At 54.0% G+C, this 12,654-nt stretch carries 13 protein-coding genes; 4 read left to right on the top strand and 9 right to left on the bottom strand.

The genetic code is table 11. The features are described from left to right. Positions 1-179 precede the first annotated feature (179 nt). From NSQ73_RS04280 to nagA, 3 genes are read left to right on the top strand one after another with little or no spacing between them, the layout of a single operon-like run. Positions 180-1,058 carry a MurR/RpiR family transcriptional regulator gene (locus tag NSQ73_RS04280; RefSeq protein ID WP_042217199.1) on the top strand — a complete coding sequence of 293 codons (879 nt, stop codon included), beginning with the start codon at positions 180-182 and terminating at the stop codon, positions 1,056-1,058. Further along, positions 1,058-1,786, top strand: a complete 729-nt coding sequence (gene nagB, locus NSQ73_RS04275) for a glucosamine-6-phosphate deaminase (protein ID WP_340985479.1) — start codon at positions 1,058-1,060, stop codon at positions 1,784-1,786. The genes NSQ73_RS04280 and nagB overlap by 1 nt, the downstream gene beginning before the upstream one ends. Next, positions 1,774-2,979, top strand: coding sequence for an N-acetylglucosamine-6-phosphate deacetylase (nagA, locus tag NSQ73_RS04270; RefSeq protein ID WP_340985478.1), 1,206 nt, complete (start codon positions 1,774-1,776; stop codon positions 2,977-2,979). Before nagB ends, nagA begins: the two co-directional genes overlap by 13 nt. Positions 2,980-3,191: 212 nt before the next feature. Here nagA and NSQ73_RS04265 read toward each other — a convergent pair whose 3' ends face one another. Further along, the gene (locus NSQ73_RS04265) at positions 3,192-4,148 is read right to left on the bottom strand and encodes a YhcN/YlaJ family sporulation lipoprotein (protein ID WP_340985477.1); all 957 of its coding nucleotides are present in this window, start codon (positions 4,146-4,148) and stop codon (positions 3,192-3,194) included. A gap of 183 nt (positions 4,149-4,331) precedes the next feature. On the opposite strand from NSQ73_RS04265, the gene NSQ73_RS04260 reads away from it, so the two are divergent. Continuing rightward, the gene (locus tag NSQ73_RS04260) at positions 4,332-5,408 is read left to right on the top strand and encodes a glycosyltransferase family 4 protein (RefSeq protein WP_305954227.1); all 1,077 of its coding nucleotides are present in this window, start codon (positions 4,332-4,334) and stop codon (positions 5,406-5,408) included. Between the two features lie 62 nt (positions 5,409-5,470). Here the strand turns inward: NSQ73_RS04260 and NSQ73_RS04255 are convergent, their stop codons facing one another. The 8 genes from NSQ73_RS04255 to wecB form a co-directional block, all read right to left on the bottom strand. Further along, positions 5,471-6,514, bottom strand: coding sequence for a glycosyltransferase family 4 protein (locus NSQ73_RS04255; RefSeq protein WP_042139746.1), 1,044 nt, complete (start codon positions 6,512-6,514; stop codon positions 5,471-5,473). After that, positions 6,511-7,233, bottom strand: a complete 723-nt coding sequence (locus NSQ73_RS04250; RefSeq protein ID WP_171718756.1) for a glycosyltransferase family 2 protein — start codon at positions 7,231-7,233, stop codon at positions 6,511-6,513. Before NSQ73_RS04250 ends, NSQ73_RS04255 begins: the two co-directional genes overlap by 4 nt. Positions 7,234-7,258: 25 nt before the next feature. Beyond that, on the bottom strand, positions 7,259-7,834 hold the full coding sequence (locus tag NSQ73_RS04245) for a class I SAM-dependent methyltransferase (RefSeq protein ID WP_042139748.1): 576 nt from the start codon (positions 7,832-7,834) through the stop codon (positions 7,259-7,261). Between the two features lie 114 nt (positions 7,835-7,948). Then, positions 7,949-8,665 carry a glycosyltransferase family 2 protein gene (locus NSQ73_RS04240; protein ID WP_042141602.1) on the bottom strand — a complete coding sequence of 239 codons (717 nt, stop codon included), beginning with the start codon at positions 8,663-8,665 and terminating at the stop codon, positions 7,949-7,951. After that, complete coding sequence (locus NSQ73_RS04235; protein WP_340985476.1) at positions 8,665-9,666, bottom strand: NAD-dependent epimerase/dehydratase family protein; 1,002 nt, start codon at positions 9,664-9,666, stop codon at positions 8,665-8,667. The genes NSQ73_RS04240 and NSQ73_RS04235 overlap by 1 nt, the downstream gene beginning before the upstream one ends. After that, complete coding sequence (locus NSQ73_RS04230; RefSeq protein WP_340985475.1) at positions 9,663-10,502, bottom strand: dTDP-4-dehydrorhamnose reductase family protein; 840 nt, start codon at positions 10,500-10,502, stop codon at positions 9,663-9,665. The genes NSQ73_RS04235 and NSQ73_RS04230 overlap by 4 nt, the downstream gene beginning before the upstream one ends. Then, positions 10,499-11,485 carry a polysaccharide biosynthesis protein gene (locus NSQ73_RS04225; RefSeq protein WP_042139752.1) on the bottom strand — a complete coding sequence of 329 codons (987 nt, stop codon included), beginning with the start codon at positions 11,483-11,485 and terminating at the stop codon, positions 10,499-10,501. Before NSQ73_RS04225 ends, NSQ73_RS04230 begins: the two co-directional genes overlap by 4 nt. Continuing rightward, the gene (gene wecB / locus NSQ73_RS04220; protein WP_340985474.1) at positions 11,475-12,569 is read right to left on the bottom strand and encodes a non-hydrolyzing UDP-N-acetylglucosamine 2-epimerase; all 1,095 of its coding nucleotides are present in this window, start codon (positions 12,567-12,569) and stop codon (positions 11,475-11,477) included. The genes NSQ73_RS04225 and wecB overlap by 11 nt, the downstream gene beginning before the upstream one ends. Between the last annotated feature and the right edge of the window lie 85 nt (positions 12,570-12,654).

Genomic DNA, 12,654 nt, shown 5'->3' with positions numbered 1-12,654 from the left:
CTGAGTATGAAAATAATTTTCTTTATTATTAGCATATTAGTTAAAATAATTTCAGGAAACATTTCTGATTCACTGTTCATCTATTCCACAAAACACAGAAATCAGCGTCAGCTTTAGCGTCAACATAAGTACAAACAAACTACAGGATTACAAAGAACGAAAGAAAAGAAGGTGAGTACTTGTCTCCAATCCTGCATGCCCTGGAGCATGACAAGCCCAAGCTGTCGCAAATGGAACGCAAGCTGGCGGAACGCATACTGGCTTCCCCGGGAGAAATTGTCCATATGGGGATTACGGATCTGGCCGAAGAGTGCGGCATCAGCCCGGCAACCATTACACGGTTCTGCAAGGTGCTGCATTTCAAAGGGTTCCCTGATTTCAAAGTCAAGCTGGCGGCTGAGCTCGCCCACAGCGATGCTTCGCCGCAGGACGGCGGCTCCTCTTACCAGGATATCGTGGCCGGAAATCCGCTGCCGTTCATTGTCGAGGCGATGCAGGCCAATCATCTGGCCTCCATCCGGGATACCACGTCGCTGCTTGATCTCGGACGGCTGCAGAGCGTGATCGATCTGCTCTGCCGGGCACGGCGGGTCGATCTGTACGGGATGGCAACCTCATCCATTGTCGCCCAGGATTTCTATCAGAAGCTGATCCGCATCGGCGTGAACTGCACGGCTTTTGCCGATTCGCATATGCAGATTACTTCCGCTTCCTCGCTCGCTGCCGGTGATGTCGCGTTTGCAGTCTCTTATTCGGGTGAAACCCCGGAGACGATCGATGCGTTAACCTGTGCTGCGGCAAGCGGCGCAGCCACAGTCTCATTGACCTCATACGGAAGCAGCACACTGGCAACACTGGCCGATATCCCGCTGTTCTCATCATCACTTGAGCAGGGTATGCGGCGCGGTGATATGGCTTCACGGATCGCACAGCTGCATATTATCGATATTCTGTTCACCGGCATGGTCAGCACCCGGTTCGGGGATTTCATTCCCAAGCTGGAGCAGTCGTATCTGAATGTACAACACTACCGTCATAAACGGGGAGGACAATCATAATGAATATTTTGAAATTCCAGAACGAAGAAGATTTCGCAGTAACCGGGGCGAACCTGATTGCCAGCCTGGTGCAGAGCAATCCCAAGGCAGTGCTGGGTCTGGCTACCGGAAGCTCTCCGGTCGGCGTGTACGCGAAGCTGGTGGAAATGCACCGCAAGGGCATTGTGAGCTTCGCCAAAGCCTCTTCCTATAACCTTGATGAATACGTCGGTCTGCCCGTAGATCATCCGCAGAGCTACCGCAGCTTCATGAATGAGCATCTGTTCAACCATATCGATATCGATCCTGCCCGCACTCATGTCCCTAACGGAAATGCGCCGGATCTGGATGCCGAATGCCTGGCTTATGACCGGATGCTGGAAGATAACGGTCCTGTGGACCTGCAGATTCTCGGCATCGGCAGCAACGGCCATATCGGCTTCAATGAGCCGGATGCCAGCCTCAGCAGCGGCACACATGTCGTTGATCTGCTGGAGGAAACACTGGAAGCGAATGCCCGCTTCTTCGACAAGCTGGAGGATGTGCCCCGGCAGGCCGTAACGATGGGTATCGGCGGTATTCTCAAGGCCAAGCAGATTGTGCTGCTGGTGCGCGGGGAAGAGAAGGCGGAAGCGGTAAAAAATGCGCTGGAGGGTCCAATCACGACCCAATGCCCCGCCTCGCTGCTGCAGAGCCATCCGAATGTTGTGGTCCTGCTTGATGAAGGAGCAGCAAAATGGCTGAAATAAACGTTTCATCCGGTGAACTGCTGTACGGCAAAGTCCTTACTCCTGACGGGGTCATCCAAAAGGGTGTAATCGCCGTCTCGGAAGGCCTGATCCAATATGCCGGAGAGGCGGCCTGGCTTCCGGCAGCCTATGCTAGCTGGCAGACGGGAACTTCACCTGAGCCAGAGGGACTGCTAATTCCCGGATTTGTTGATGTGCATGTGCATGGGGGGGCAGGTCATGACTTCATGTACAGCGATGCCGATTCACTGGATACCATTACGCGCTTCCATGCTTCCCAAGGCACAACGTCTATGCTGGCTACAACTATGACTGCCGCCAAGGCTGACATTGACCGCGTGCTGTCTGAAGTGAATGCTTATCGTAACGCTGACGGCGGCATGCCTTATGCCCAGCTGGCAGGCGTACATCTGGAAGGGCCGTTCATCAGCCCGAAATGGCCCGGAGCACAGAATCCCGGGCATATTGTCCCGGCCAATACGTTATGGCTGGAGGAATGGGAAGCCCGGTATCCGGGGATGATCCGCCAGGTTACACTGGCTCCGGAACGCGAAGGCGCACTGGAAGCCATCCAGTGGCTGCGAAAGCATGGAATTACGGCAGCGCTCGGCCACACGGACGCCACGTTCGAAGAGGTTATTGCCGCTGCAGATGCCGGCTTAAACCAGGCTGTGCACATGTTCAATGCCATGACGCCGCTGCATCACCGCAAGCCGGGGACCGCAGGTGCCGTCCTGTTCGATCCGCGCATCCGCGCGGAGGTGATTGCTGATGGCATTCATGTTCATCCGGCAGCGATCAGCATTATCGCCCGGCTCAAGAACGGGCATAACCTGCTGCTGATCACAGACGCCATGTCGGCGACCGGACTCAGTGACGGGGAATATGCCATAGGCGATTTGCCCGTTATTGTCAGCGGCGGGATTGCCACGCTGAAGGAGCATCCTGAGTCGCTCGCCGGCAGTACACTGACCATGATCCGCGGCTTCCGCTACCTGGTTCAGGAGATCGGACTCAGCCTGCAGGAAGCTTCACAGGCAGCCAGCCTTACCCCTGCTGTATCGCTTGGCATGCAGCGGTCTATCGGGTCGCTGGAGGCAGGCAAACGCGGCGATATCCTGCTTCTGGACGATGAACTGAATCTGCGCGGAGTATGGATTGGCGGACGCAAGCTTGAGGCTGAAATCGGGTAAGCTGCGAGCTGTCTGCTTCTTCCCTGATCTATATATGTATAAGCAAGCCAAGCAGCCCTTCGGCCCGGATTCGGGTGCGGTGGCTGCTTGGCTGTTTGTGTCTGTGCTATGCCCTCATGCTGAATAAGCTTCATATTCCGCTGGAATACTAGCCTAATTGAGACAGGCCAGTTTACTTAATGCTTAACATTTCACGCTTAATGCTTAAATGCTTAATACCCGCTGCGCGTAGGGAAAATCCGTTCGACCATCGTGCGGAATTCATTCGCAAAGCCTTTAAGCGGATGCCCTGCACGGAATTCCTGTGCATAATAATCTGCCCGCTCAACGAAATCGGGGTTGGCCGAGACATACACATTCTTAAGGTCTGTTTTCCCCTTTTTAACTTCTGCGGCGATCTTATCCTTCATATCCTGGGTAAGTGTGTCCTTATCCGTTATCGCGGTTCCGTTACCCGGCGATACGCTGCGGATTCCAATGGTATTGCCCAGACTTTCATCGATGTCGCGTTTCATATGGCGTCCATCGACCATATTGCTGCGGGACATGATACCGTTGTTGCCGTTCCCCAGATAATTCTCCGGATCTGCAACGCCCGTACCGCCTACAGTACCCGTGCCTGTCATGCTTCCCGGAATTCCGGCAATGGAACCGCCTGTTCCTGTCATGCCCGGATTACCGGCTGCGGTTCCTCTACCGGTACGCATACTGTTGTCCATTCCGCCCATTCCGGCACCTATCCCTGTTTCCAGTCCGCCTGCCGGTCTGCCCGTACCGCTCAGCATCCCGGATGTGCCGCTGCCGCTGGTACTGCCATAGCTGTACGACTGGATTCCCCGGGTGCTCTTGGCATGGACTCCTCCGGACGCCTCTTCCAGCATTACGGCTACATAGGCGCTTTTGCCTACCAGCATTACGTTGGCTGAACGGACTTCCGGCATGGCCGCCACACGATTCGCCAGTTCCTCACTCATCTCCATACTGTCGAAGGAATTCGCACGCATTCCGTTCTGCGCAGAGTTGACGTGAATACGTCCGTCCGTCCCCCGTACACTTTTCGTTTCCACCGTATTGTCCGTTGCAGAGTTATTCGCACCGCATCCTGTAATACTCACCGCGCCCAGCAGCAGCGCAGCAGAAACCGTTAAACCGAATTTCGACCGTAACATCCGTTCATCCCCCGTCATAAGAATAGTTAAGTGCAGCGTAACAAGCTTTAGCATGGCCTCTGCCCTGCCAAGCTATCCTGAAAGGATTTGGCACATCGCCCTTTAACCGTCACGCGTAAGTGAAACTTGGCGTATCTTATAAACAGCAGACTGTGTTTCTCCGCAAGGTTAATGTCAGGAGGGGTGATCTTGAAGGTTTTATTCACGTTTTATGTACCAAGCGGCGGGGTAGAGACACTTAACAAGCTGCGGTGTGAGAGTCTTCAGAAAAGCGGCATCGAATGCCATGTGCTCTACCTCATGCCGGGGTCCGGAAGCCACAACCAGACAAACTTCCCGGTGTTTATCACTTCCGTGGATGCAGAGATCAAAGCGGTGCTGGATACGCATAATTATGATGCCATTATTGTAACTTCAGACTATTTACTGCTGGAACGTCTGCGCCGGTTGGGGTATGGCCGTATTCTGATATATGAATCTCAGGGACTTGGCAAGCGCAGTGATGCGAGGAATCTGATTATTGATTCTGTACCTTTTCTCCGCTCCTACTGCAATGCCGTACTGATTCCCCCCACAGATCATTTACTGGAGCTGTTTATCGAGATCTGTCCCTGGCTGCACCGTTATGTCATTCCCAACATTGTGGATGTACAGTCCTTCCAGCATATCCCCGGTGAACCGCCCTGCGATCCGGTCATCGCCTGGGTAGGACGGCTGGAAACCAATAAGAACTGGAGTGAATATCTGAAGATTGCCCATCAGATCCGGCTCCACAAGCCTGATCTTCATCTCTGGATGTTCCATGATCCCGATCTCGCTGCAGATGACCAGAAGGAGCAATTTAACAGAGAACTGCAATCCCTGGGCCTGAAAGACCGCCTCAGTGTGTTCACCAACATTCCGAATCATATTATGCCGGTATATTACTCATCCATCGCCGGTTCCGGGGGATTCCTGCTGTCAAGCTCTATCACAGAGGGCTTCGGGTATGCTGTAGCTGAGGCCATCTGCTGTACCTGTCCTGTACTTAGCACCGATTCTGACGGGGTCAGATCGTTTATTACCCACAACATTACGGGTAAATTTTACCCGATCGGAAATTTGGAAGCGGCTGTAAACGAAGGGCTGGAGCTGATGAACAACATTCCGCTGCGTGAAGCGATCCGCCAGCAGGGCCGGCAGCATATGGTATCCCGTTTTGGATTCGAGCAGTATGCCCACTCCTTCCGTGAAATGATGAATTCCTTCTCGATCTTCTGAAGATAACATGAAAAAGAACCCTCAACCCCGTACAGCTTCCGGGTTTTGAAGGTTCTTTTGGGTTATACGCCCTGTTTGGATACAATCTCAAACAGCTCAGTCTGAAAGATCTGCATGCTTCTCTCCCAGGTGAAACGCCCCGAGTCCAGCTCTCCTCTCGCGGCCAGACGCTGACGGAGCTCTTTATTGTAAACAAGTGCAGAGACATCCTCGGCCAACCGGTTCTCGTAACGGTACGACATCAGGCAGTTATGCCCGTGTACACAGTATTCGAGATTGCCCCCGGAATATACGGTGACCAGCGCGGCACCGCAGCGCATAGCTTCCAGCCCCGGCAATGAGCCGGTGTCATAGGTGCTGGAGCTGACAAAAATGTCGCTCTCATTATAATGATACGACAGCTCAGAATCATTACCCGGAGTACGTATTTGAAACCGTCCATCCCCAAGCATCGCTTGCAGCGTTTCGGAGGAAGCATATTCCGACGGTGGCGTGATAATATATATCTCCACTTCAGGATGCCTCTGTTTCACTATGTCCAGCTGCTGAAGCAGATAATCCTGTTCCCGGTGGCCGGAGAACCCGCCCTCGGGACGGCGCATAATGGCCGAGACGACAATCTTATTCCCGCCTCTGCCGCGTAAATGGGTATTAGTGAAATCAGGGTTTAGACCAATCGGAACAATTCTGCCCTTAATGCCATGATTAATCCGTACGATCTCCTGCTGCCAGCGTGAGAGTACAAGCAGGTTGCGGGTGATATTATAAGAGGCGAACGACAGATTATTATTGGGTAAAAAAGTCGGCTCATAGCATAGGGCCAGCCGGATATGCAGCCCCTTGCCCTGTTTACTGGCCCGCTCTGCAACCGGCACCGTTGTATAATAGTTGGAGATGATCACATCCCCGTATGGAAAATCATCTTCGGTAAGCACCGTTGCCGGTGCAGTGATAATGGGGCATTTCATTTCATATTCCACAATGCCGTGACTGGGTAAAAGAACAACCACCTCATGGCCAATTTCCGCCAGACGGTTGGCCAGCTCGGCCAGCATCCGTTGCGCACCGCCTCTGGACAACGTCAGAATCGGGAATGTCAGTCTCATTTCCCTCTCTCCTTTCTCAGCAGCTGCGTCAGAATGCCTTGATGCCTGCTCTGCACCAGAGCAATCTCCCGGTTCTGCGCTTCACTGTGTATGACAGAGCCCATCTCTTTGTGCACACGGTAATCCAGCAGCGGCTCCTCGATATAGGACCATTCATAATGCGGCAGGATACGCAGCCACAGATCATAATCCTGTGTATACAGGAATTTCTCGTTAAACCGTCCTACCTTATTGAAAATCTCCATGTCGAGCAGAACCGAGCTGCCGTTCACCGGACAGCCCGACATCATGGTCTCAATGAGATCACCCCTGTTATGAAACGGCATGCTGATGACTCCCGAGAACCGCTCTCCGAGCTCATTGATATAGTAATAGGCTGTATGGCTGAAGGAGGTTCCAGAGCTGCGGATGGCTTCCATTTGCCTTTTGATTTTATCCGGGTGGAACAGGTCATCAGCACTTAACCAGGCAAAATAAGCTCCGCTGGCCGCCTTGATTCCCATGTTGAGCGCCGAGGCGGTACCGCCGTTGGTTTTGCGGATATACACAATATTGTCCTTGTACGCCTCAAGCTTCTCCATATAGCGTGTAGAACCGTCATCGACAACGATCAGCTCAATGTCCGGGTAGCTCTGAGCCAGCACACTCTTCACCGCCAAATCCACATAAGGGCAATTATAGAAGGGAATCACCACCGAAACCTTGGTTTTTGGAATCATGCGCTCACCTCCTTCCCGATTCAATTTATACTGTTTTGCAGGCCAGCAAAGCATCCAGCGGCGCATGATCCTCGCCAAACGCTTCACGGAATGAAGGATTCTCCGCATGATGGAAGCCTTTCAGTACGGTTACAGCGTAGCCCAGCTTCAGGAAATCCTCAGGCTCCCAGCCGCTCCAGTGCTTCTGGTAATACTCTCCGTGCAGGTTGAAATGATCCTTTCCCTCCTGCGGGAAGAACCCCCGCGGCGTGAATACGACTACCCGGTTCGAAGCAATGATCTCCGCTTTCCGCAGCAGCTCCGTGCCTTCTCTCATCGAGAAATGCTCCAGGGAATCAATCAGTGTAACCGCAGAGAATGTTCCCGGCAGAAACAGCTTATCAATATGGCTGGCATCGGCATGAACCGGAATGATATGCGGGGATTTGTATTTGCGGTGCAGCAGATAAGGTCTGTGGATATCCAGCCCCAGCACAACAGCCGCTTCATATCGTTCCAGCAGCGTACCGGTACCGCTGCCGATATCCAGGATACTCTCGGAGAATTTCAGCTGCTCCAGCAGGACCGGCAGGAAGTCTTTCACTTCTATTTCCCGGTACATATGCTTTCCCTCCTAAAAGTTGTGATAACATCAACTTCCTGAATTCTCTTCGCAAAACTCAATTCGGAAGCATGGGCTTAATTAGTTGCACCCGCTTCTTATTTCTACTCCTGCTTAGCCGCCCATGGAAGCGATCAGGCTGCTCAGCGGGGCATGATAGCGGGCATTGGTCGCTGCGGCTTCAGCCATAATGACATCATAATGTTTGATCGTCCCCATGCCGTCATGCCGGCGGTAGGCCGTTAAAGACTGATTGAGCATAATAGGAGGGTATCCGTTCAGAATCGCCCGGTACCACAAATCATAATCATGAGTGTACGGAAGAGCTTCATTGAACAGGCCAATGGCTCCGAATATCTCCCGCTTGAACATCACGGTGCAGCCGTTGATGGGATTGCCCTGCAGGAAACAGCGTAAGTAGTCCAGCTGGTTATGAAACACTGCCGCTGCGTTCAGCTGGGTCAGCTGCGAATCCCCGTTAATGAAGTTGAAATTCGTGTACGTGATCAGCAAACGGTTCTGCTCCATGAACAGAACCTGGTTGTTGATTTTGTCACGATAGAACATATCATCCGAGCTAAGCCAGACTACATAATCCCCTGTAGAATGGGCAATACCGTGATTCAGTGCGGAGGCAGTACCACCATTGGCTTTGCCCAGGTAGTGAATATGCGGCAAATATGGGGTAATGCGCTCTGCATGCATGAATGATCCGTCATCAACCACGATAATCTCATAAGGCTGCCAGGATTGAGCCAAGGCGCTTTGCAGCGCCTGCTCAATATAAGGGCAATTATAAAAGGGAATGATTACCGATACTCTGGGCTTCATCATATTCTTCCTTCCTTGCCGGCCCTTGTATAGCCGATAATATCCGCAAGTGACCGGTCCAGACCGATCCCCGGCTTCCAGCCGAGAACGGCGGCATTGTCCTCAGGTTCTTCCTGCAGTACTTCTCTATCAGCAGATGCAGAGGAAGGCTGCACTGGAACGGCAGATGCTGGGGAAGCAGCCGCCTGACCTTCCTCCGCATGCTGCGGTCCCCAGTCCATCTCCACCGGAGCCGCTGCATGAGCCAGCAGCTTCCCGGCAATCTCCCCAAGCTCCCGCTGCGCCCCGGAGTCAATCCGGTAGATCTTGCCGGTCTCTCCTTGATCCAGAATATAGCTATAGGCTCTAACGGCATCACGTACATCCAGAAAGTCGCGCTGCACATGCCGCGAGGAGATCTTGAATGCGGCAGGTGGAGCTTCTCCCCTGCCGGCCGCAGCTTCACTGCGCACAATATGCTGCGCCAGTAAGGAACAGAAGCCGGTGGACGGTCCGGGACCAATCAGATTGGAGGGCTCCGCCATCAGAACAGGCTGTTTGAACAGCGTCCCCCAGGCCAGCGACACCAGTTCCTCCAGCGTCTTGCTGAGACTGTAGGGATGTGGCGGACCTGCCGCGGAATCCGGTCTGTACTTAAGCCGGGAGCCGGCCACCAGGATACGGCTGGCCGGCTGGAAACGCAGCGCCTCAAGCAAATACAATGTAGCCATTACATTAGTCTCCATATAGAGCAGCGGGTCTTGCCAGGACTCTGGAACCGAGTTCTTGCCTGCCAGGTGCAGCACCTGATCCGGCATGACCTCTCCAATCATCCCGGCGACAGCCTTACGGTCGCCGAGATCACAGATATATTGCTGAACGCCTGCCGGGAAGACGGAAGCTTCCGCTGCGCAGCGGCGTACCACAGCGGTCACTTCAGCTCCCTCAGCCGCAAAATAAGCTACGGCATGCCTGCCGGTAAAGCCGGCGGCTCCGGTTATCAGCAGCCTCCGGCCCTTCATGTCGGCATCTCTGAGCCGTGCATAAAGTCTGCAAGCTCCGCAAGCATCTCGGGATAGGACGGTAATTCGAAGTTCACGTCACTTCTGGTGCTGATCAGCGTCCGGTCCTGCACATGGACCCCTTCGGGGACAATCTCGACATCCTCCTTATGAAACGCCGACTGCATCATCTGCAGCAGTTCATATTTGCTCACCGGCCGGGGATGGGCCAGATGGATCAGCCCGGACAGATCAGCGTCCAGCAGGGAACTGATCACTTTGGCCAGCTCCAGTGTGGTGACTCCGTTCCACATCACACGTTCATAGCCGGTTACCCGGCCCTTCTGGGCCAGGAACCATTCCATGAGCCCGATGCCGCCGGAGCGGATTTCGGGACCAATAATGGAGGTGCGGATCGTCAGGTGGCCGGGGTCACGCACTTCTCCAAGGCTTTTGGTGATGGCATAAACCGATGTGCCGTCAGTGGCATCCTCTTCCGTGTACCCGCCGCGCGTTCCTTCGAACACGCAGTCGGTACTGATGTGGATGAGCCGGGCATGGACGCTGTCCGCTGCCCGCCGCAGACGGTGGGGAAGGAATCCGTTGACATGGTAAGCGCCGATTACGTCACGTTCGGCGAATTGATTCAGTACACCCATTGCATTAATAATGCAATGGGGAGAGACGATTTCGACCAGTTTCTCTACGCCGGCAATATCATCGGCATCCACATACAGCCCGCCAAGATCGTTCTTATCCCGGGTTGTATGGAAGACGTGATGCTTGCCCTGGCGGCGAAAAAAATCCGCCAGCATGTGACCCGCCATACCGTTTCCGCCGAGGATAAGCAGCTTCACTTGAGGAACCCTCCCCGGATCAGAATGTCCTTGATCTCTGCCTGATCCATCAGATTGTTCTCCGAGCTGAAGCTGTTGAAGGACACATGCGGGTATTCGCGGTAGTGCTCCTTCAGCTCCGGCATATCCAGGGTAGGAAGAATAACCAGATACTGCTCATCGTAGACAACGGTAGTTAAGCTCTCGAAATCACTCATGAGAATCTCATGGATTTTTTCACCCGGGCGGATTCCAGCCTCGATCATGCTGACATCTCTTCTGCCCGAAGCTTCGATCAGTACCTCGGCCAAGTCCACGATCCGGCAGGTTGGCATGGTCATAACGAAGATCTCGCCGCCGATGCTGACCTCAGAGGCTTTGAACAGCAGCGTGATGGCATCGCGCAGGGTGAAGAAGAAGCGGGTCATATTCATATCTGTGATCCGCACCTGTCCCTTGTCCTTGATCTGCTTCATAAACAAGTGGACGACACTGCCGTTCGTCCCCAGAACATTGCCGCCGCGCACCGTTACAAAACGGGTGCCTGAACCGATCAGGTTGGCGTATACGAACAGCTTCTCGCCGATCGCTTTGGTCATGCCGTAGAAGTTCGACGGATTGGCTGCTTTGTCGGTGGAGATGTAGATCGCTTTTTCCACATTGTTGGCAATCGCTGCTTCGATCACATTCTGCGTGCCGACCACATTGGTCTTCAGCGCCTCGTACGGCTGGTCTTCGCAGACAGGAACATGCTTGAGCGCCGCCAGATGGAACACATAATCCACTCCGCGGCATGCAGCCACGAGGGCATCCTTGTCACGGATATCACCGATGACGAAGCTGAGGCGCTTATCTTCAAATTCACGGCTCATGGCTACCTGTGCAGACTCGCTGCGGGAGAATACGATGATTTCTTTGGGATGCTGCGGCAGCAGTTGCCGGATAAGCTCATGCCCCCAGGAACCGGTACCGCCTGTAACCAGAATCCGTTTATTATTGAACATGCAGGTTCCCTCCAAGCAGAAATTTAACTACTTTAACCGAGACATCGGGGGTCAGGTACCCCTCCGGCGCCTCCCAAGCAGGCTTAAGCGACGTCATCAGCCGGGTACAGCGCAGAATGCTGTTCTGCTCTACGCCGGACACTACATTACTTCCGCAATCGACCGTCTCCGGACGTTCTGTGGTCCGGCGGATAGTCACTGTCGGCACCCCCATCAGGCAGCATTCCTCTTGAACGGTGCCGCTGTCCGTAATGGCGCACAGGGCATTACGCTCCAGATGGACAAAATCAAAAAATCCGAAGGGCTCATGGAATTCCACCAGCGGGTTCATAGTCAGCGGGAACTGCTCCGTAAGCTTGGAGCGTGTACGCGGATGGATGCTGCAGATCAGGCGGAGTCCATAATGTTCAGCCACAAGGTTAAGTCCCGACATAATCTTGAGCAGGGATTCAGGATCATCGACATTCTCGGCCCGGTGGGCAGTCACCAGCAAATACCGGCCTGCTTCAAGGTTCAGCCGGGACAGAATATCGCTGGACCCGATTTGCTCCTCATAATGCGTAATCACCTCATGGATCGGATTGCCGGTTAACACGATACGCTGGCTGGGGAATCCTTCGCTGAGCAGATGTCTTTTACTCTGCTGGGTATAAGGCATATTTATGGTCGAGACGGCATCTATGACACGGCGGTTTTTCTCCTCCGGCACTTTCAAATCGTAACAGCGGTTGCCTGCTTCCATGTGTACGACAGGAATACCCATCCGCTCGGCAAGGATTGCACACAGCGCGCTGTTCGTGTCACCCAGCAGCAGAATCCGGTCGGGCTTCTCCTGAAGCAGGATGCTCTCCAGGCTCCCGAACATGGCGGCCAGCTGGCCCCCGAGTCCGGCCTGCTTATCCTGCAGCACATAGTCCGGTGCGCGGAGTCCCAGCTCGGCGAAGAATATCCCGCTGAGGCTGGCCGTGAAATTCTGTCCCGTATGCACCAGCACATGCCGCTCCGCATGCTCATCGAGCAGCGGAATGATGACGCTGAGGCGGATGATCTCGGGCCGTGTGCCCAAAATCGTCATGATCTTCATGGGTTCACTCCCCTTTGATTATGGCCTGCCCTTAAGGAGGGGCAGGCGGTTCTGTCAGAGCTGGCAGCCGGTCCGGCGCAGCGGC

Source organism: Paenibacillus sp. FSL R10-2736 (genome assembly GCF_038000245.1).
Lineage (GTDB): Bacteria > Bacillota > Bacilli > Paenibacillales > Paenibacillaceae > Paenibacillus_AQ > Paenibacillus_AQ phytohabitans.
Note: the sequence above shows the minus strand (reverse complement) of the source record. Positions and strands in the feature narration are given on the sequence as shown.

Bases quoted from the DNA above. Each gene is read 5' to 3' on its own strand.
- nagB (WP_340985479.1), top strand. From the start codon at position 1,058: ATGAATATTTTGAAATTCCAGAACGAAGAAGATTTCGCAGTAACCGGG.
- nagA (WP_340985478.1), top strand. From the start codon at position 1,774: ATGGCTGAAATAAACGTTTCATCCGGTGAACTGCTGTACGGCAAAGTC.
- NSQ73_RS04265 (WP_340985477.1), bottom strand. From the start codon at position 4,148: ATGTTACGGTCGAAATTCGGTTTAACGGTTTCTGCTGCGCTGCTGCTG.
- NSQ73_RS04255 (WP_042139746.1), bottom strand. From the start codon at position 6,514: ATGAGACTGACATTCCCGATTCTGACGTTGTCCAGAGGCGGTGCGCAA.
- NSQ73_RS04250 (WP_171718756.1), bottom strand. From the start codon at position 7,233: ATGATTCCAAAAACCAAGGTTTCGGTGGTGATTCCCTTCTATAATTGC.
- NSQ73_RS04245 (WP_042139748.1), bottom strand. From the start codon at position 7,834: ATGTACCGGGAAATAGAAGTGAAAGACTTCCTGCCGGTCCTGCTGGAG.
- NSQ73_RS04240 (WP_042141602.1), bottom strand. From the start codon at position 8,665: ATGAAGCCCAGAGTATCGGTAATCATTCCCTTTTATAATTGCCCTTAT.
- NSQ73_RS04235 (WP_340985476.1), bottom strand. From the start codon at position 9,666: ATGAAGGGCCGGAGGCTGCTGATAACCGGAGCCGCCGGCTTTACCGGC.
- NSQ73_RS04225 (WP_042139752.1), bottom strand. From the start codon at position 11,485: ATGTTCAATAATAAACGGATTCTGGTTACAGGCGGTACCGGTTCCTGG.
- wecB (WP_340985474.1), bottom strand. From the start codon at position 12,569: ATGAAGATCATGACGATTTTGGGCACACGGCCCGAGATCATCCGCCTC.